The sequence below is a fragment of the Nocardiopsis mwathae genome, from assembly GCF_014201195.1.
In the GTDB taxonomy this organism is placed as follows: Bacteria; Actinomycetota; Actinomycetes; order Streptosporangiales; family Streptosporangiaceae; genus Nocardiopsis_C; species Nocardiopsis_C mwathae.
Map to the genome: position 1 here is coordinate 4,497,070 of NZ_JACHDS010000001.1, position 17,662 is coordinate 4,514,731.

18 protein-coding genes are annotated in these 17,662 nt (G+C 72.5%); 11 read left to right on the forward strand and 7 right to left on the reverse strand.

Features of this window, described 5'->3' with window-relative positions:
- Positions 1-32 precede the first annotated feature (32 nt).
- Both dtd and HNR23_RS19645 read right to left on the reverse strand, forming a co-directional pair.
- Entirely contained in the window at positions 33-458 is a 426-nt protein-coding gene (gene dtd, locus HNR23_RS19640; RefSeq protein ID WP_184077551.1) for a D-aminoacyl-tRNA deacylase, read from the reverse strand.
- A 22-nt stretch (positions 459-480) separates the two neighbouring features.
- Positions 481-2,274: a DUF2207 domain-containing protein gene (locus HNR23_RS19645; RefSeq protein WP_184077553.1), complete on the reverse strand. Its 1,794-nt coding sequence runs from the start codon at positions 2,272-2,274 to the stop codon at positions 481-483.
- 197 nt (positions 2,275-2,471) lie between these two features.
- Between HNR23_RS19645 and HNR23_RS19650 the strand changes: the two genes are divergently transcribed.
- The 3 genes from HNR23_RS19650 to HNR23_RS19660 all read left to right on the forward strand — a co-directional run bounded on the left by HNR23_RS19650 (position 2,472) and on the right by HNR23_RS19660 (position 6,912).
- The gene (locus HNR23_RS19650; protein WP_246421810.1) at positions 2,472-3,434 is read left to right on the forward strand and encodes a neutral zinc metallopeptidase; all 963 of its coding nucleotides are present in this window, start codon (positions 2,472-2,474) and stop codon (positions 3,432-3,434) included.
- An 81-nt stretch (positions 3,435-3,515) separates the two neighbouring features.
- Positions 3,516-4,463, forward strand: coding sequence for a neutral zinc metallopeptidase (locus tag HNR23_RS19655; protein WP_246422385.1), 948 nt, complete (start codon positions 3,516-3,518; stop codon positions 4,461-4,463).
- Between the two features lie 85 nt (positions 4,464-4,548).
- Positions 4,549-6,912 carry a hypothetical protein gene (locus tag HNR23_RS19660; RefSeq protein ID WP_184077555.1) on the forward strand — a complete coding sequence of 788 codons (2,364 nt, stop codon included), beginning with the start codon at positions 4,549-4,551 and terminating at the stop codon, positions 6,910-6,912.
- Here the strand turns inward: HNR23_RS19660 and HNR23_RS19665 are convergent.
- From HNR23_RS19665 to HNR23_RS19675, 3 genes are all read right to left on the reverse strand, one after another.
- Entirely contained in the window at positions 6,835-7,140 is a 306-nt protein-coding gene (locus tag HNR23_RS19665; RefSeq protein ID WP_184077557.1) for a DUF2516 family protein, read from the reverse strand. The genes HNR23_RS19660 and HNR23_RS19665 overlap by 78 nt on opposite strands.
- Before the next feature lie 156 nt (positions 7,141-7,296).
- Complete coding sequence (locus HNR23_RS19670; RefSeq protein ID WP_184077559.1) at positions 7,297-8,238, reverse strand: M56 family metallopeptidase; 942 nt, start codon at positions 8,236-8,238, stop codon at positions 7,297-7,299.
- A 4-nt stretch (positions 8,239-8,242) separates the two neighbouring features.
- Positions 8,243-8,611, reverse strand: a complete 369-nt coding sequence (locus HNR23_RS19675) for a BlaI/MecI/CopY family transcriptional regulator (protein WP_184077561.1) — start codon at positions 8,609-8,611, stop codon at positions 8,243-8,245.
- Positions 8,612-8,812: 201 nt separating this feature from the next.
- Here HNR23_RS19675 and HNR23_RS19680 point away from each other — a divergent pair, with 201 nt between their 5' ends.
- The 5 genes from HNR23_RS19680 to HNR23_RS19700 all read left to right on the forward strand — a co-directional run bounded on the left by HNR23_RS19680 (position 8,813) and on the right by HNR23_RS19700 (position 13,424).
- A complete protein-coding gene (locus HNR23_RS19680; protein WP_184077563.1) occupies positions 8,813-9,340 on the forward strand; it encodes an O-acetyl-ADP-ribose deacetylase in 528 nt (175 codons plus the stop codon).
- Positions 9,341-9,528: 188 nt separating this feature from the next.
- On the forward strand, positions 9,529-10,521 hold the full coding sequence (locus tag HNR23_RS19685; protein ID WP_184077565.1) for an alpha/beta hydrolase-fold protein: 993 nt from the start codon (positions 9,529-9,531) through the stop codon (positions 10,519-10,521).
- 183 nt (positions 10,522-10,704) lie between these two features.
- Positions 10,705-12,003 carry a D-inositol-3-phosphate glycosyltransferase gene (gene mshA / locus HNR23_RS19690; RefSeq protein WP_343070625.1) on the forward strand — a complete coding sequence of 433 codons (1,299 nt, stop codon included), beginning with the start codon at positions 10,705-10,707 and terminating at the stop codon, positions 12,001-12,003.
- Positions 12,004-12,093: 90 nt separating this feature from the next.
- Positions 12,094-12,603, forward strand: a complete 510-nt coding sequence (locus tag HNR23_RS19695) for a YbjN domain-containing protein (RefSeq protein WP_184077569.1) — start codon at positions 12,094-12,096, stop codon at positions 12,601-12,603.
- Between the two features lie 74 nt (positions 12,604-12,677).
- Complete coding sequence (locus HNR23_RS19700; RefSeq protein ID WP_184077571.1) at positions 12,678-13,424, forward strand: phosphoglyceromutase; 747 nt, start codon at positions 12,678-12,680, stop codon at positions 13,422-13,424.
- 142 nt (positions 13,425-13,566) lie between these two features.
- On the opposite strand, the gene HNR23_RS19705 is transcribed toward HNR23_RS19700, so the two are convergent.
- Both HNR23_RS19705 and HNR23_RS19710 read right to left on the reverse strand, forming a co-directional pair.
- Positions 13,567-13,929, reverse strand: a complete 363-nt coding sequence (locus HNR23_RS19705) for a DsrE family protein (RefSeq protein ID WP_184077573.1) — start codon at positions 13,927-13,929, stop codon at positions 13,567-13,569.
- A gap of 80 nt (positions 13,930-14,009) precedes the next feature.
- Complete coding sequence (locus HNR23_RS19710; RefSeq protein ID WP_184077575.1) at positions 14,010-14,786, reverse strand: GIDE domain-containing protein; 777 nt, start codon at positions 14,784-14,786, stop codon at positions 14,010-14,012.
- Positions 14,787-15,225: 439 nt separating this feature from the next.
- Between HNR23_RS19710 and HNR23_RS19715 the strand changes: the two genes are divergently transcribed.
- The 3 genes from HNR23_RS19715 to ygfZ all read left to right on the forward strand — a co-directional run bounded on the left by HNR23_RS19715 (position 15,226) and on the right by ygfZ (position 17,641).
- Positions 15,226-15,765: a nitrobindin family protein gene (locus HNR23_RS19715; protein ID WP_184077577.1), complete on the forward strand. Its 540-nt coding sequence runs from the start codon at positions 15,226-15,228 to the stop codon at positions 15,763-15,765.
- A 351-nt stretch (positions 15,766-16,116) separates the two neighbouring features.
- Positions 16,117-16,599 (forward strand): Fur family transcriptional regulator, encoded by a 483-nt coding sequence (locus HNR23_RS19720; protein WP_184077579.1) that lies wholly within the window; start codon positions 16,117-16,119, stop codon positions 16,597-16,599.
- 10 nt (positions 16,600-16,609) lie between these two features.
- Complete coding sequence (gene ygfZ, locus HNR23_RS19725; protein ID WP_184077581.1) at positions 16,610-17,641, forward strand: CAF17-like 4Fe-4S cluster assembly/insertion protein YgfZ; 1,032 nt, start codon at positions 16,610-16,612, stop codon at positions 17,639-17,641.
- The last annotated feature ends 21 nt before the right edge of the window (positions 17,642-17,662 follow it).

Sequence of the window (17,662 nt, forward strand, 5' to 3'; positions counted from 1 at the left end):
TCGACAGCCCCGAGATCGGCCACGGAGCCGGCTCAGACGTCGAGGAGGACGGTGAAGGGGCCCTCGTTGGTGAGGGTCACCGACATCCGGGCGCCGAAGACACCGGTGGCGACCTCCGCTCCCAGTTCGCGGAGCTCCTTGACGACGGCGCCGACCAGCGGTTCGGCCACCGGTCCCGGCGCCGCCGCCTGCCAGGTGGGGCGCCTCCCCTTGCGGGCGTCGCCGTACAGCGTGAACTGGCTGATGACCAGGAGCGGTGCGCCGATGTCGGAGCAGGACCTCTCGTCCTCCAGGATCCGCAGCTTCCACAGTTTCGCGGCGAGCCTGCGCGCCTCGGCTTCGGTGTCGTCATGGGTGACGCCGACCAGAGCCAGTAGCCCGGGCCGGTCGATCTCGCCGACGACGGCACCGTCGACCGTCACCGACGCGTGGGCGACGCGCTGCACGACCGATCGCACCGCTGTCCCTGCCTTTCTGCTGTCACACGAGGTTCCGGAACTGGCGGGCGTTGGAGATGACCCCCGCCAGGGTCAGGGTGAACGTCTTGATGGAGTCGGCGAAGTCCGCCAGCGTCCAGTCGTCGGGCCCGACGTACCACGGCAGCGCGTCGCCCTGCATCTCCTCGGTGCCGGCCGAAGCGAGGATGCCGGCCCACCGCTCGACGTTGTCGAAGATCATCGCGTAGGGCAGGTACCGGGAGAACAGCCGGACCCGCTGGCCCGGTGGGACGCCGCCGGTGTCGGCGCCGAGCAGGTAGGCGCGGAAGCCCAGGGTGTGCGCGTAGACGGTGCTGCCCAACGCCGTCTTGGCCGGCATGTACTGCGCGCCGACGGTGACGGCGGCTCCGGCGATGACCACGGCCAGCCCGGTGAACGCGGCGGTGGTGAAGATCGCGAGCAGCACGGTGAGGACGACGCCCGCGGCGGTAAGGCCGATGCCGACCGTGGCCCAGCTGCTGCGCTCGACGTTGGGCCGGTTGGCGAACCACTTGAGCCGCACCATGTCGCGGTAGAGCTCGTCGCGGACGTCGGTGAGCCGGTCGGCGAAACCGCTGCGCCCCAGCTCGGAGAGTTTCACCTGGTGCCACTGGTGGAACAGGGCGTCGAGCAGCTTGCGCTCGTAGGGCAGCAGGGCGTCGTCGGCGGGGGCGGGGTTCTGCTCCAGCCTCCAGTCGACGGGTGAGAACTGGGCGTGCGGCAGCTCGCGGATGGTGAGGTGCCCGCGCACCGCGAGGTCGACGACGGTGGCGGTGAGGTCGACGACGTTGACCTGCTCGTCGATGAGTGTGCCGATCTGCCCCGGGTGGACGTCGTCGGGCGGGTGGAAGCGGACGCCGCCGGGCTCGCCGACGCCGGGTTGCAGTGGGGCGTGGTCGCCTGCCGCGGCGTGCACGCGCACGGCGCGCTCGTCGCGGCCGCGGATGCGGATCAGCGTGATGAGGCCGCCGACGAGGACCACCAGCAGCACCCCGAAGATGCTCGTGGTCCAGGGGGTGATGGCGAACGCCGAGCTCAGCGACCAGCTGCGGTCCAGCACGGGGTCGCCGGGCGCTGTCCCGGCGGGGTAGCCGACGGCGATGTCGAGCCGTTCCCCGGGTGCGAGGTCGGCCTGCAGGAAGCGCGCCACCAGTGCCTGGTGGCCGCCCATGTCGGAGGAGGTGCAGTAGATGGAGCTGCGCTGCTCCCCGGCGGCACACGACAGCGCGACGGGCGGCCGGGGCGCGTCGACGACCACGTTGGTCTCGGCGACGGGGGCGCTGTAGCCGCCGACGGCCGTCCACCCCAGCTCGACGCCCTGGCCGACCTCGTCCATGACGCCGCGCACCTGGTAGCGCAGGACGACGGTGGTGGTGCCGTCGGGGTCGAACCGGACGTCGGTGGTGGAGCGGTGTTCGTCGACGGCGAGTTCGACGGCGGTGCCGTCGGCGGTCTCGGCGGTGATCCCGTCGATCCGGTAGAGCCGGTCGTTGTCCTCGTCATAGGGTTCGCGGGTGGCGAACGTGCGGGTGAACCCCTCCGGAGGGGTGTCGCCGAAGGAGAGGGTCTCCCTGCCGTGCAGGACACCGTGGTCGTCGAGGCGGAGCGAGACGTTGTTGACGATGCGGTCGTCGCGCTCGGAGGGGACGACGGCGTGGTTGGGCGGCGCGGTCGAGGGCTGCGACTGGCTCGGCGCCGCGGCTGCGGGTGCGGGTGCGAGAAGGGCGGCGGCACCCATGCCGACCGCCGCCACGGCTGCGGCGGTGCGCGCCGGGCGCATGATCCGAACCCACCACATGGCGAGTGAGCCTATCCGCTCGGTTCGACCGGCGTGATACCGGCCGGTCACGGATTGGGGACGGGAAGCGGCACATCACCGCCATACCCGTCATAATCGTTCGGGTCGGGCGCGACTTCTCGCGCCCGACCTGCTGTCGGCGGGGATGGCGGGCGCACCGCCGACAGCTCCGGAACGGCTGAGGGGGTGGATCGGCGTTGGCCACGGCGAGCACGAGCGCACGCCCGGACGGCGTGCGGGGGCGCGAATCCCGGCGCTACGAGCTGCCGGAATACGCGCGCGCCCGGCGGCGGCGACTCAACCCGGTGGTGACGATGGTGCTGCTCACCGGCCTGTCGGCGATCGGCCTGGCCGGTTTCGTCAGCGTGTCGGCGGTGTTCGCCGACTCCGGGCGGCCCGCCGCCGGTGCCGTGGCAGGTCCCCCGGCCGGGGGCGGCGCGGTCGCCGAGGGTCCCGCGGTCCTCACCGACAACCCGCTGTACGAGGGCGGCGCCCTGACCGAGGTGGCGTGCCCCGCTCCCGACCTGGACCCCGATGACCCGGAGTCGATGGCCGCGTTCCTGCACGAGATGACCGACTGCCTCGACGAGGCGTGGAGCGAGGAGTTCGCCGGGACGGACCTGCCGTTCGAGAACCCCAGCCGGATCTACTGGTACGCGGCCGGGCAGAGCCCGTGCGGCAACTTCCCGGCCGAGGGCACGGCAGCGTTCTACTGCCAGGCCAACAAGGGCCTCTACCTCGGTGTCGAGGACATCGTGCGCAACTCCGGCGACAGCCGCCACCCCGAGGCCTACACGTTCCTGCTGAGCCACGAGTACGCGCACCACGTGCAGGGCGAGGCGGGGATCCTGGGCTACTACCACAGCGCGCGCAGCCGCCAGGACAGTGCGCAGGACCGCCACCTGATGACGCGCCGCAGCGAGCTGCAGGCCAACTGCCTGGGCGGCGCGTTCCTGAACTCGGTCGGCCGCACCTTCCCGATCACCGACCGCGAGCGTGCGAATATCCTCGAAGACGCCGAGCGCCGCGGTGACTACACCCCGGGCGACCGCACGCACGGCTCACCCGAGAACGGCGGGATGTGGACCGCGCACGGCATGGACCTGGGCGATCCGGCCGCGTGCAACACCTGGATCGCCCGAGAGGACCTGGTCGAATGACGGCGGACGAACGTGGAACCGGGCTGGGATGACCAGGACCCGGTCGGCCGGGGTGCCACAGGGCGCCTCGGCGGGTGGCTCCTGCCCGGCCGCCGCCCGGCGCTGTACGCGGCGCTCACCGTCTTCGTGCTGGCGCTGACCGCACTCGCGTGGAACGCGACCACCGGCGTGCCCGAGTCGGCCGGGACAGGTGAGGCGGGCGCACCTCCGTACTCCGGCTCGGCCCCGGGAGACACGGGAGACACGGGCGACACGGGCGACCTGCGCGGCACCCCCGAGGCGGGCGTGGCCGACGCGCGGCGCCCGGCGGGGAAGGCGGCCCTGGTCGCCAACCCGCTGTACGACACCGGGCGGCTCTCGCCGCTGCCGTGTCCCGCCCCCGAACTCGACGTCGACGACCCGGACTCCGTGGAGGGCTTCCTCAACACGATGGCCGACTGCCTGGACGACGTGTGGGGCCGTCAGTTCGACCGGGCGGGGATCCCCTTTCACCCGCCGCGGCGGTTCTTCTGGCGCGAGCCGGGCACCAGCCCGTGCCGCGACTACCCGTCGGCCGCCGGGGCGTTCTACTGCCGGGCCGACACCGGTATCTACATCGGTGTGACCGACGTCGTGAAGAAGTGGAACGAGGCCGAGGACGGCGTCGTCTACGCGTCGCTGATCGCCCACGAGTACGGCCACCACGTGCAGGGCGAGTCGGGGCTGCTGGAGTACTACCACGAACGGCGCGGCCAGGAGGATGATCGCGACGCGCAGAACACCTGGACCCGCAAGAGCGAGCTGCAGGCCAACTGCTTCGCCGGGGCGTTCCTCGGCTCTGTGCGGGTCACCTATCCGCTCACCGACGCCGACCGCGCGACGGTCCTGGAGGACGCCAAGGCCACCGCCGACCGCGAGAACGGGCCCGAGGACGAGCGCACCCACGGGTCGGCGAGGAACAGCCGCTACTGGCTGGAGGAGGGGCTGACCGGCCAGAGCCCGGGCCACTGCAACACGTGGGCGGAACAGGACGAGGGACTACTCCAGTAACGGCGCCCACAGACGGCTCCGCAACGCTCCGAAAGGACGCTTCTGAGCCGTCTCATTCTCGACCGAACATGTGAAAATCGGAACCATGCCGGATGAGCGCGCGGTCGAACTGCGCATCCACGGGGTCAGTGGCGGAGAAGCCGAAGAGCTCCTCGACGTCGAGCCGGCGATGCGCGTGTCCGGCGACGGATTGGCCGGGTTCTTCCGGTGGCGGCGCAAACCCGACACCGAGATGGAGGACGGCGTCCCCCGGGAGATCTTCGCCTGGGGCAACCTGACCTCCGGTCGCGCCTCGCGCGCCCTGTGGCTGCTCCTGCTGCCCTTCACACTGGTCAACATGGCCTACTGGATGCGCCCCGGGCGGCCCGACGACCGCCCCGGCCTCCTGTGCCGCCTCGCCGACGCCGGCTACGGGCTCTCGGTGCGGCTGCTCGCGCTGAGCCTCACCGTGCTGCTCACTCTGGGCGCCGCCGGGGTGGGGATGGACCTCGTGGCCTGGCAGTGCTCCGGCTACGGCGAGAGGTGCGCCGAGCTGCGCCCGCTACTCGGCTTCCTGTCCGCACCCGAGGCGCCGATGGCGGAGCCCGGCCGCGCGCTGGCGATCGGGGCGCTGCTCCCGCTCGCGGTGGTGGCGCTGCTGTGGCGGCTCTCCCGGCGGACCGAGAGCGTCTACGAGGTCGTCGAACCGCCCTACAAGCCCGTTCACCGGCGGGTGGCGCCGCTCAGCGACCCGGAGTTCTGGCAGAACAGCCTGACCATGGGGCGGCTGCGTTCGGCACATGTCGCCGCGGCCGTGGCCGCCGTGACCACACTGCTGCTGGCGCCCGCGCTCGGCTACGACCGCGTCGGCGGCACGACCGCGGCGGTCACGGTCGGCACGGTCCTGTCCGTCCTGCTCGCCGCCACGTTCAGCTTGAGCTCGCTGTGCGTCCTCATCCCCGGGACCGACCCGCGGTGGAACGGGTTCGCCGACCGGTTCTGCCGGGTACTGCGCGACATCGCACTGGCCCTGCTCGCCGCCACACTGGTCTACGTGCTCCTGCCGCGCCCGGGGTGGGCGGCCGAGGGCCGCCTGCCCGGGTTCGGCATCGGCCTCAACATGCTGTTCGTCGCGCAGTGCGCGCTGGGCGTCCTGCTGCTGGTCTGCGCGGTCGTGCTGTACCGGGCCCGCCCCGCGCACACCGACATCGCGATGCGCGGCGTCGCCGGTCCGACCGCAGCCGCGCTCGGCACGCTGCTCGGGGGCGTCTTCACCGCCGCCGTCGTCTTCCAGGCCGCCGGGCTGCTGGGCGGCTGCTACTACCCGGGCGCCGAGGAGACCGGCTGCATCCCGCTGCGCGCCCCGGGCGCGTTCGCCTGGCTGCAGCTCGCCTTCACCATGGAGGCGGTGATCGCACTGGCCGCGGGGGCCGTGCTGTGGCGGGTGATGCGCGCCCGTACCCGGCGGGAGACCGACGTCGTGGCCGCGCTCTACCAGCGCGACCCGGCTCTGCGGCGGACCCGCCACCTGGCCGCCGCCCGCACCCTCGGCGGCGCCACCGAGACACTGGCCGCCGTCATCGCGGCGTTCCTGCTGCCGGTGGCCGCGCTGATCCTGCTGGTCGGCTACTCGATGCTGACCGGACGGCTGTCGGTGGGGCCGGACACCGCAGGCGACCCGGCCATGGCGGTCTCGGGCGCGACCGGGTGGATCCAGGTCACGGTCACGGCCATGGTGACGGTCGGGTCGTGGCTGGGCGGACTGCTGCTCGTGGCACTGGTGGTGGTCGGCGGCAGCGCCTACCGCGACCAGCCGACGCGTCAGGTGGTCGGCGTGCTGTGGGACATCGGGACGTTCTGGCCGCGCGCCGCCCACCCGTTGGCGCCGCCCTCGTACGCCGAGCGCGCGGTGCCGCAGCTGGTGGCCCGCGTCGCCGGGAAGACCGCCCGAGGGATCGGGGTGGTGCTGTCCGGGCACTCCCAGGGGTCGGTGCTGGCGGCGGCGACGGCCTGGCAGCTACCGGCCCGGTGCCGCCCGCACGTCGTGCTCCTCACCCACGGCTCCCCGCTGTACCGGCTCTACGCCCGCTACTTCCCCGCCTACTTCGGCCCGCGCGCCCTGGGCGACCTGGACGGCCGTGTGGAGCACTGGCGGAACCTGTGGCGCGCCACCGACCCCATCGGCGGCCCGATCGAGGTGGAGCGCGACGGCGAGCCGCGGTCCGTCGGGTTCGCCGAGCCGATCCCCGACCCGCGCCACTACGACCCGAGGGAGGGTGAGGCGCTGCCGCCGCCCGTGCTCGGCCACTCCTTCTACACCCGCGACCCCGCCTATGCCGAGGCGGCGCTGGCGGCCGTCAGACGCGTGGCGCGCCACCCCGCGGTCGAGCGGCTACCACGGCCCGTAGGGCCCGTCGTTGCGGCCGATCCCACGCACCGCCGGGCGGACGTCGAGCAGGAAGATCAGTGAGGCGACCAGGGCGAGGAAGGTGAAGAAGCCGTAGGCGGACAGCGCCGCACTCAGGGAGATGAACACGCCGACGCCGAGGATCCCCACCCACAGGCCCTTGGTCTGCTTGTCCATCGCGGGGTAGGCCTGTGCGGGGACGCGCAGCGCCTCGATGAACGCGTACAGGGTCGTGACGAAGATCGCGATGTAGATGATCTGCCAGACGAAACCGATCGAACTGCCGAGCACGAGCCGCTCCGAACCATTGACGTGACGATGGGATCCCCGGCCGGAAGGGGAACCGCCTTCTCCCCGATACAACGCGGACCGCGTCCGGATCGTGCCCGCGCCGTCTCGGCCCCGCCGAGCCGCCCGGGTACCGGACCTTACGCCACGCTAGCGCGCTCACATGGGCAGATGCCACAGCCCCATGGTGGTGAGCATCAGCACCGAGGCCGAGCCGAGCACGGCTGCGGTGGCCCGGCGCGACAGCTCGCCGACCGGGTTGAGCAGGCGCGAGACACGGGCGACGACCTCGGGCTGGTCGGCGACGGCGGCCAGCGCCCCCGCCGGGACCTGGCCGGAACCCGACGTGCCGAACCGGACCAGCGCCATCGCCAGCTGCTTGGGCGAGCGCTCCCGGCCGGCCTGGTCGTCGGCGCACATCTCGATGAGCAGGGCGACCGAGCTGTAGTAGGTCTCGACCAGCTTCACGTGCGGGAACGCGCGCTTGAGCGAGGAGAACGGGAGCAGGACGAGATCGTGGCGCTGGCGCAGGTGGGCGTGCTCGTGGGCGATCACCGCGGCGAGCTCGTCGCGGCCCAGCACGCGCAGCGCGCCGGCGCTGATGACCACCTGGGAGCGCAGCACGCCGGGAAGGCAGTACGCGGCCGCCGCCGGGTGGTCGACGATGCGGGCGCCGGGAACCTCGGGGTCGTCGCGGGCGACCAGGCCCAGCAGGTCGTGGTGGCGCCGCCGGGTCCGCAGCACCTGCACGAAGGAGGCGACCAGCCCGCAGAACAGCAGGGTGGTCAGGCCGAACGCCAGCACGATCGCCGCGATCTGCGCGGAGCCGAAGGTGGTCCCGGCGATCACGGACAGGTACAGGCCGTGCGAGGCGGCGTCGTGGAACAGGGAGATGAGGCCACCGAAGACCCCGCGCTCATAGGGGGCGAGACCGAACGCGAGCAGCGCGCCGATCGTGGAGATGCCCCAGGCCAGCCCCAGCGCCTGCCATGCGATGACGGCGACGTAGGGGCCGCGGACGGGCCACGATGCGTGTCTGAGGCGTGCCGCCGCGATGAGACAGCCGACCGCGATGACGGTGAGCAAAGCGGCACTGACCATACGGCTACGTCCTTGGCTCGTCGAGATCCGCTTCCGCGAGCGCGCGGCGAAGCGCTTCGGCCTCGTCGCCGCTCATGGACCGCACGAAGGCCGCCAGGGCGGCGTCGCGGTCGCCGGTCTCGCCAAGCGCGTCGTACATCAGCTCCGAGACGTAGCTCTCCCGGCTGGCCGCCGGGCGGTAGCGCCACGCGCGCCCCTCCCTGTCGCGGGAGACGACGCCCTTCTTGGCGAGTCGGTCGAGCACCGTCATCACCGTGGTGTGGGCTAGGTCGCGATCGGCGAGGGCCCGACCCACTTCACGCACTGTCAACGGCTCGTCCTGTGCCCACAGTACATCCATCACCGCGCGTTCAAGGTCTCCGAGCCGATTCATAGCCCCAAGTCTACCGTCGGTAGTACTACACCACGTCGCACCCCGCGGATAGATCCCTATCGCCTTTTTCGCCGGAGGATCGGAACGCGTCTCCCTCGCCCCGCGCACCCCGGCCACCCCCGCTTTCCCCTGATTAACGTGACGGAGAGAGGGCATCGACTACACAGAGGAGTCGAGGGGGACTCCGCGAGGAGGCCGACCGTGGACATCGAGCTGGTGCAGGGCGACATCACCGAGCAGGAGGTCGACGCGGTCGTGAACGCGGCCAACTCCTCCCTGCTCGGCGGCGGGGGCGTGGACGGCGCCATCCACCGAAAGGGCGGGCCGGAGATCCTCGCCGAGTGCCGGGTGCTGCGCGCCTCCTCATACGTGAACGGGCTCCCGGCCGGACAGGCCGTGGCGACGACGGCCGGGCGGCTGCCGGCCCGGTGGGTCATCCACACCGTCGGGCCCGTCCACAGCGCCGAGGAGGACAGATCCGAGGTGCTCGCCTCCTGCTTCCGCGCGTCGCTGCGGGTCGCCGAGTCGCTCGGAGCGCACAGCGTCGCCTTCCCCGCGATCTCCACCGGCGCCTTCGGCTGGCCCGCCGACGACGCCGCCCGCATCGCCCTGCGCACCGTCCGCGACACGCTGACCACCGTGGACGAGGTACGTTTCGTTCTCTCCGACACCGACGTCTACGCGGCGTTCGAGCGTGCGGCCACCGAGGACCACCCGACGGATCACTAGCCCGCGGTCCGACTTCGGCCCGTGGCCGGAATCCCGCCGTCCCACACTGGGTCCCGCACCCCATCGACTACATTTGGTAGCCCGACGCCTACCCTTCGACGCCCCGGCGCGGAGGCGCGGCGCCGGACCGCCCCGACCCCCCGATGCGGACGGGCATCGGAACCATCCCCACTCCCTAGGATCTCGGTGTGTTCACGACCTTCTCCCGCAGGACCCTGATCCTGGTGTCGTCGTCGCTCGTCGTCGCGCTCGCGGGCACCCTCGCCGCGTTCCGGGTCACCGAGTCGCACACCGGTGAGCTGCCCCCGGCGGCCGCACCCGCCACCGCGGCCGACACCGACGCGCAGAGCATCGGCCCGGCCCTCAACTCCCGACCCGGCGAGGTCGCCGTCTGCACCGAACCCGGCGAGGACGAGATCCTCACCGTCCCCGACCCCGGCGCCCCCGACGACGGACGGCCCATCTGGGTCCGCCGCCCACCCGGACCGGACAGCGCCGACCTGCCCGTCCTCTACCTGCTGCACGGGTCCACCGGCACGCACCGGTCCATCATGGAGGCCGACGCCGGGCCGCTGCTCGACGAGGAGATGTGCCGCAGCGGCGTGGAGTTCGTCATCGCCGCGCCCTTCGGTCAGGAGATCGGCGGCGCCGACACCGAGTGGGGCGACGCCGTCGACGGCAGCTTCCAGATCGAGACGTTCGTGACGCAGAAGGCGATCGAGGCCGTCGAGGGCGACCACCGCCGCCCCCGCTCACTGCGCGCGATCGGCGGCTTCTCCATGGGCGGCTACGGGGCGGCGGCCATCCCCCTGCGCCACCCCGAGCTCTACTCCCAGGCCATCAGCTGGGCCGGATACTTCCGGGTCGACGACCCGAGCGGCACGTTCGGCGACGATCCCGCGACCGTCGCGGCCGACCACGCCCCCGACCGGCTGCTCGACGACCCCGACGTCCACGACATCCGCTTCATGCTCATCGAGGGCACCGACGACCGCACCCCGCTACAGGAGGGCAGCATCCACGGCGAGGCGCGCCGCTTCGAGCGACTGCTCGAAGAGCGCGACATGACCGTGCGCACCTCCTTCCCCGAGGGCGACCACGACTTCGACACCTGGACCGGGACCTTCCCCGAAGCCGTCGACTTCCTCGTCGAACAGTGGGCAGCCCCGGACCGGACGTAAACGCGACCCCGCCCGCACGCGGCGCCCTGCCCGGCCCCCATCATGGGATGGCTGGGCGCACATCACGTCGGCGGCCGGGAACACCCCCCGCCGCCCCCGGTGTTGTGCGAGGCGGGCACGGCCGGCAGCAGAGGGGGACGAGCAACAGTGGTCGCGGACGTTCGAGGGGTGTGTCAGCCCGGGGTGGCACCCGCGGAACCCGAGTACGGGGAGCCTGTGCTGCCCCGCCGGGTCGCGACCGTCAGCCTGCACACCTCCCCGCTCGAACAGCCCGGCACCGGCGACGCCGGCGGCATGAACGTCTACGTCGTCGAGGTCGCCAAGCGGCTCGCCGAGCGCGGCGTCGCCGTCGACGTCTTCACCCGCGCCACCCGCCCCGACCAGCCGCCCGAGGTCGAGATGGCGCCCGGGGTCACCGTCCGGCACGTCCCCGCAGGGCCGTTCGGCGCACTGGACAAGCAGGCGCTGGCCCACTACCTGTGCCCGTTCATCTTCGGCGTCCTGCGCACCGAGGCCCGCAACGCGCCGGGCCACTACGACCTCGTCCACGGCCACTACTGGTTGTCCGGCCGCGCCGGGCTCGCCGCCGCGCACCGCTGGGGCGTGCCCATGGTGCAGTCGATGCACACGCTGGCCCGCGTCAAGAACCTCGCGCTGGCCCGGGGCGACACCCCCGAGCCCGAGGCGCGGGTGCGCGGCGAGGACCACCTCGTCCGGCAGGCCGACCACCTGGTGGCCAACACCGCCGACGAAGCCGCCCAGCTCGCCGCCCACTACGGCGCCGACCCGGCCCGGATCAGCACCGTGGCGCCCGGAGTCGACCTGGACATGTTCACCCCCGGCCCGCGCGCCGAAGCGCTGCGCCGCATCGGCCTCTCGCCCGACACCGAACTGCTGCTGTTCGTCGGCCGCGTGCAGCGGCTCAAGGCGCCCGATGTGCTGCTGCGCGCCGCCGCGGAGCTGCTGCTGCGCGACCCCGCCCTGCGCGACCGGCTCGTGGTCGCGGTCGTCGGCGGCCAGTCCGGCGCCGATGTCGCCGAGCCGCGCCGCCTCGCCGAGCTCGCCCGGTCACTGGGGATCGCCGACGTGGTGCGGATGGAGCCGCCGCGCTCGCGTGCGGCGCTGGCCGACTACTACCGAGCGGCCACCGCGACCGTGGTCCCGTCGCACTCGGAGTCCTTCGGCCTGGTCGCCGTCGAGTCCGAGGCGTGCGGTACCCCCGTCGTCGCGGCGCGGGTGGGCGGCCTGCCCACGGCAGTGCGCGACGGCGTGTCCGGCGTGCTCGTCGACGGTCACGATCCCGCCGACTACGCGCGGGTGCTGCACCGCTTGATCGCCGAACGGCCGTGGCGCGACGCCCTGGGCGCCGCCGGGGTGGGCCACGCCGCTACGCTGAGCTGGTCGGCGACGGTGGACGGGCTGCTGGACGTCTACCGTGGGACGCTGGTCACCGAGCGGCTTCCGGTCGCGGCCTGCCAGTAGCCCCGCCGACCGGCGCCGCGGCGGACGCCCGGAGGGCCGGCCCGCGCCCCAGGGACACCGACACCGCTACCGCTACCGACAAGGGACACCATGCCGACGCAGGAGCAGGCCGACGCCATCGCCGCGATCGAGACCGCCGTCAAGGAGGCGGACCTCGACGCGGAGCGCCCGCGCCCCGAGGCGTTCCTGGTCGCCCTCCCCGGTCTGCGCAAGCTCAAGACGCTGGTCTGGCTCCACGTCGGGGCGCACAGCCTGCTGGTGAAGACGTTCTTCTGCCGCCGCCCGGACGAGAACGAGGGCGTGTTCTACCGCTGGCTGGCCCAGCTGAACGCGGACATGTACGGGATGGCGTTCTCCGCCGACGAGCACGGCGACGTCTACATCTCCGGCCGGATCCCGCTGTCCGCGGTCACCCCGCACGAGGTGGACCGGCTGCTGGGCTGCGTGCTGACCTACTCGGACGAGAACTTCAACGCCGCCCTGGAGCGCGGGTTCGCCTCGGCCATCCGCAAGGAGTGGGCCTGGCGCGAGAGCAGCGGGTACAGCCTGCGCAACCTGGAGGCGTTCCGGCATCTGATCGAGAGCCCCGGCCCCGGCTGACCCGCCGGGGAGGTGGTGGCCGAACCCGGCGCCCGAGGTCAGGGCGCTGTCGGCGACTCGCTAGGCTGGCCGGCATGGGGACTCTGGTTCTGCTTCGACACGGCGAAAGTGTCTGGAACGCCGAAGGACTGTTCACCGGCTGGGTGGACGTCGATCTTTCCGCCACGGGCGAGGAGGAGGCGCGCAGGGGCGGCAAGCTGCTGCGTGAGGCCGACCTCCGCCCCGACATCGTGCACACGTCGCTGCTCAAGCGCGCGATCCGCACCGCCAGCCTCGCCCTGGAGGAGGCCGACCTGCACTGGCTTCCGGTGCGGCGGACCTGGCGGCTGAACGAGCGCCACTACGGCGCGCTGCAGGGCAAGGACAAGGCCCAGACGCGCGAGGAGTACGGCGACGAGCAGTTCATGGTCTGGCGCCGCTCCTATGACACGCCCCCGCCGCCGATCGCCGACGGCGACACCTACTCCCAGGCCGGCGACCGCCGCTACGCCCAGCTCCCCGAGGAGCTGATGCCGCGCACGGAGTGCCTGGCCGACGTGGTCGACCGGATGCTGCCGTACTGGTACGACGAGATCGTGCCGGACCTGGCCGCGGGGCGCACCGTCCTGGTGGCGGCGCACGGCAACTCGCTGCGCGCGCTGGTCAAGCACCTGGACGGGATCGACGACGCGACCATCTCCGGGCTGAACATCCCGACGGGCATCCCGCTGGTCTACGAGCTCAACGACGACTTCACCCCGCGCAAGAGCGGCGGCGAGTACCTCGACCCCGAGGCCGCCAAGGCCGCGATCGAGGCCGTGAAGAACCAGGGCAAGAAGTAGGCGCGCCGAACGACCGCCCGGTGAAGGCCCGCACCCCGCGCCGGGGCGCGGGCCTTCACCGTTGATGTCGGGGCGCCGGGGTGTCCCGGGCGATCTCGACCCCGGTATCTCCGAGTTCAGCGGAGAAGGGGGAGGGGTGCGGTCAGTAGACGAGGGCCTGGACGCCGTCGTCGGTCGCCTCTTCGACGAAGGTGGGGGCTCCGGCGATGCGGACGCCGGCGATCAGGTCGTCCCCGGTGAGGTCGCGACGGGCGGCGCACTGGGTGCAGACGGTGACCCGGCCACCGGCCAGCACCCCCGCCAGCAGGTCGGCCAGTGGCGGGGAGTGCGGCAGTGAGAAGGCCGCCGCACGGCCGGGGACGGCGAACCAGGAGGCTTCACCGGTGAGCCAGAGCGACACGTCGACACCGCTGGCCACCGCCGCGGCCGCGACCGTGAACGCCTGATTGCACCGCTCCGGGGCATCCTCACCGGACGTGGCCTTGATCACCAATGAGCGACTCATGGGGCAAGAGTAGTCCCGCGCCGCCTGCGGCCGGGAGCGGCCCCGGAACGGGTGCTGCTGCGCGCCCCCTCGATCGGCCCTCAGGCTCCGGCCAGGACCAGGAGCACACCGGTGCAGGCGGTGACGACGGCGCTGCCACTGAGCAGCAGGGCGTCGGTGGCACGGTGGGCGGAGGGGGCTTCGGGGCGGTCGGTGCCCTGTTCGATGCGGAGGCGGCCGTCGAGCGGGGCGGTGATCACCGGGCGGCCGTCGCGGATCTCCAGGCGGCCGTGCACGACGATCGGGTCGCCGGGGCGCAGCACCCACTCGCGGTACTCGAACTCGATGGTCTCGCCGCGGAACAGCCCGGAGATCCGGCTCTTGACCCGCGGCAGCAGGTCGTCGGCGGGGGCCGGGACACCCGGTTGCGGGCGCCCGACGACGCGCTGCAGGCACATGTGGGCTCCGGACAGCGCGGCGTCCTCGGGGTCGATCAGGACCGGCCGATCCTCACCACTGCTCCCCGGGCCGACGATCCCGAACAGCTCGGTGGAACCGTAGTCGGCGATGGAGTCGGAGGCGCGCTCGCGGTCGCGCTCGGTGGTCTCGGCGTTGCGGGTCAGCGCCCAGTAGTGGCGGAGCACCTCGTGGCCGTGCCAGACGCACTCCGCACTGGCCAGGCCCGACTCGATGACGCCGCCGGGGCCGGGTACGGCGGTGCCGGAGACGGTGACCAGCCGACCGGCACACGTGGCCAGCGCACGCGGGCGCGCCTCGGCGATGCCGCGCTGCAGCGACCACCTGCGCACCGCCCGGAAGGCCAGGGGTGCCAGGATCGCGGCGCCGATCAGCAGCACTACCCCGATCGCCAGCAACACGGGCCGCCTCTTTTCTGTGACTCGCCGTCCACGATGTGTCGTGGCACCGGCATCTTCTTTACCAGGTTCCGCGGGGGCGGACGTAGCGGCGGATTCCCGCTAGCGCTCCGGTTCGCGGCCGATTTCCCAGGTCGGGGACGAACACTGTTGATACCCGACGCGAACGACAGAACCGTAAATTACAGATTGATAACACGCCGGAAGCGGGAAGACAAGCCGTGTCCGGGCACATCGCCCCCGCCGCGGGGCGATCCCGGTGGTGGGTCGCGCGTCGACCGTATCGGGTGGCCTCGGGTCGGTAGGGGCGATCTCCACCGGACGGGCGTCACACCCTCACCAGCAACGGACTCCGACAGCCGACGATTCGGTCGGGGCGGCGGGGGACCCGCCGCCCCGGCGTGCACCGGTCACCCCCGGAGCGCGGCTACGCTCGGGGATTATGCAGTCTGAGGTGCACCCCGATCTTGAGAAGCTGTCGTTCCTGATCGGTCGCTGGGAAGGTGTCGGCGTCGCCGGCTACCCGGGCATGGACGAGTTCCAGTTCGGCCAGGAGATCGAGTTCACGCACGACGGAGAGCCGTACCTGAACTACCGCAGCCGCGTATGGCGGATCAAGGAGGACGGCTCGCTCGGCGACTTCGTGACCTCCGAGTCCGGCTTCTGGCGGATCCGGCCCTCGGACGCGGAGCAGGGCGGAGAGCCGTCCCCCGGCACTCCGGCGATCCATCTGGAGGTGCTCATCTCGCACCCCGAGGGCTACACCGAGGTCTACCTCGGCAACATCTTCGCCAACCGCGTGGAGATGTCCACCGACGCGGTGCTGCGCACCGAGACGGGCAAGCACGTCACGGCCGGGCACCGGCTCTACGGCCTGTTCGGGGACAACCGCGAGACGCTGGGCTACGCGTGGGACGTGGCCGCGAGCGGCCACGACCTGCGCTCCTACATGTCGGCACAGCTGAAGCAGGCCGCGACGTAGCCGCATCGGCCGAGAACGGCGATGCCCGCGTCGGGCCGGGACCCCGATGCGGGCATGACGGATCCCCGGGCGCTTCCCTCCGCTGTACGGCGGGGCCGGCAGGACAAGGTCCGGCTGCCCGGGGATCCGGGTGTCCACATTGGATTCGCCAGGGCGATCCGATTTCTCGTGTCGCCCTAGCGGGCGGACACCTCGCGAGTCCTAAGAGCATTCACTGTCAGGACCACCTCCTTTCCTGCGTGAGTCCGACGTTATGCGCGGTGCGCTCGGCCAGGCAAGTACTTTTTCGCCGCGCCGGGGCGGCTTCCGTCAGTGGCGGGCGTCACCCCGCCACCGCCTAGACTCGGAGGCATGTCGCACCCAACCTGGCGCGAAGAGCTGCGTGCCCGCGGCTACCGCGTGACCCCGCAGCGGCAGCTGGTGCTCGAAGCCGTCCGGGAACTGGAACACGCCACCCCCGACGCCATCTGCACCGAAGTGCAGAAGACCGCGGCCGGGCTCAACCTCTCCACCGTCTACCGGACCCTCGACGTGCTGGAGAAGGTCGGGTTGATCACACACACCCACCTCGGACCGGGCGCCCCCGCCTACCACCTCGCCGAGGAGGCCGACCACCTACACGTGGTGTGCCGGGACTGCGGCGAGGTCACCGACACCGCCCTCGACTTCGCCGACTCGCTGGTGGAACGGCTGCGCCGGGACATCGGCTTCGAGGCCGACGCCCGCCACCTCACCGTGGTCGGGCGCTGCCGCGGGTGCCGCTCACCCGCCGTCGACTCGGAGACGGAGCGGGGCAGGCTGAGCGGCGCGGACATCGGCGCCGACACGGCATAGGCTCGGGGGTATGACTTCGCCGCTGTTGACGCGCGCCGGGGCCGTCGCCGCAGAGTCCCCCGACGCCGACGTCGCCGCACACTATGGGGAGCCCGCCCAGGAGGGCCGGGCGCTCGACGGGTCCGCCGGATGGATCGACCGCTCCAACCGCGGTGTCGTCCGGGTGACCGGCCCCGACCGCCTGAGCTGGCTGCACAGCCTCACCAGCCAGTACCTGGACGGCATCGCGCCGGGCACCGCCACCGAGGCCCTGGTTCTGGACACCAAGGGGCACATCCGGTTCCACCTGTCGGTTCTCGACGACGGCACGGCCGTGTGGGCGCACACCGAGCCGGGTGCCGCGGCCGACCTGGCCGCGTTCCTCGACTCCATGCGGTTCATGCTGCGCGTGGAAGTGGAGGACCTCTCCCCCGACCGCCGGGTGCTCACCCTGGCCGGCCCCGACCTGGAGAAGGCGCTGGCGGCCGCCGCCGACCGGCTGGGCGACGACGCCCCGGTGCGGCATACAGGGGACGAGGCCGACCTGTTCCTGCCGGCCGACTCGCTCGCCCCTGTGGCCGACGCGCTGACCGCCGCCGGAGTCCGCCCGGTGGGGATGTGGGCCTACGAGGCGCGGCGCATCGCCGGGCACCGCCCCCGGCTCGGGCTGGACACCGACCATCGCAGCATCCCGCACGAGATGAACTGGATCGGCAGCGCCGTCCACCTGGAGAAGGGCTGCTACCCGGGTCAGGAGACCGTCGCCCGGGTGCACAATCTGGGCCGCCCACCGCGCCGCCTGGTGCTGCTGCACCTGGACGGCACCGCCGAGCGCCTGCCCGCGCGGGGGGCACCTGTCGAGCTCGACGGCCGCGCCGTGGGCACCGCGGGTTCCTCCGCCCGGCACCACGAGCTCGGGCCGATCGCGCTCGGGCTGCTGAAGCGCAACGTCCCGGTCGATGCCGACTTCACCGTTGACGGCATCGCCGCCGCCCAGGAGGTCATCGTCTCCCCGGACACCGGCGCCAACGCCCGGATCAGCCTCAGGCGGCGCCCCGCGTGAATCCCCGGTGGAGGCGGGCAG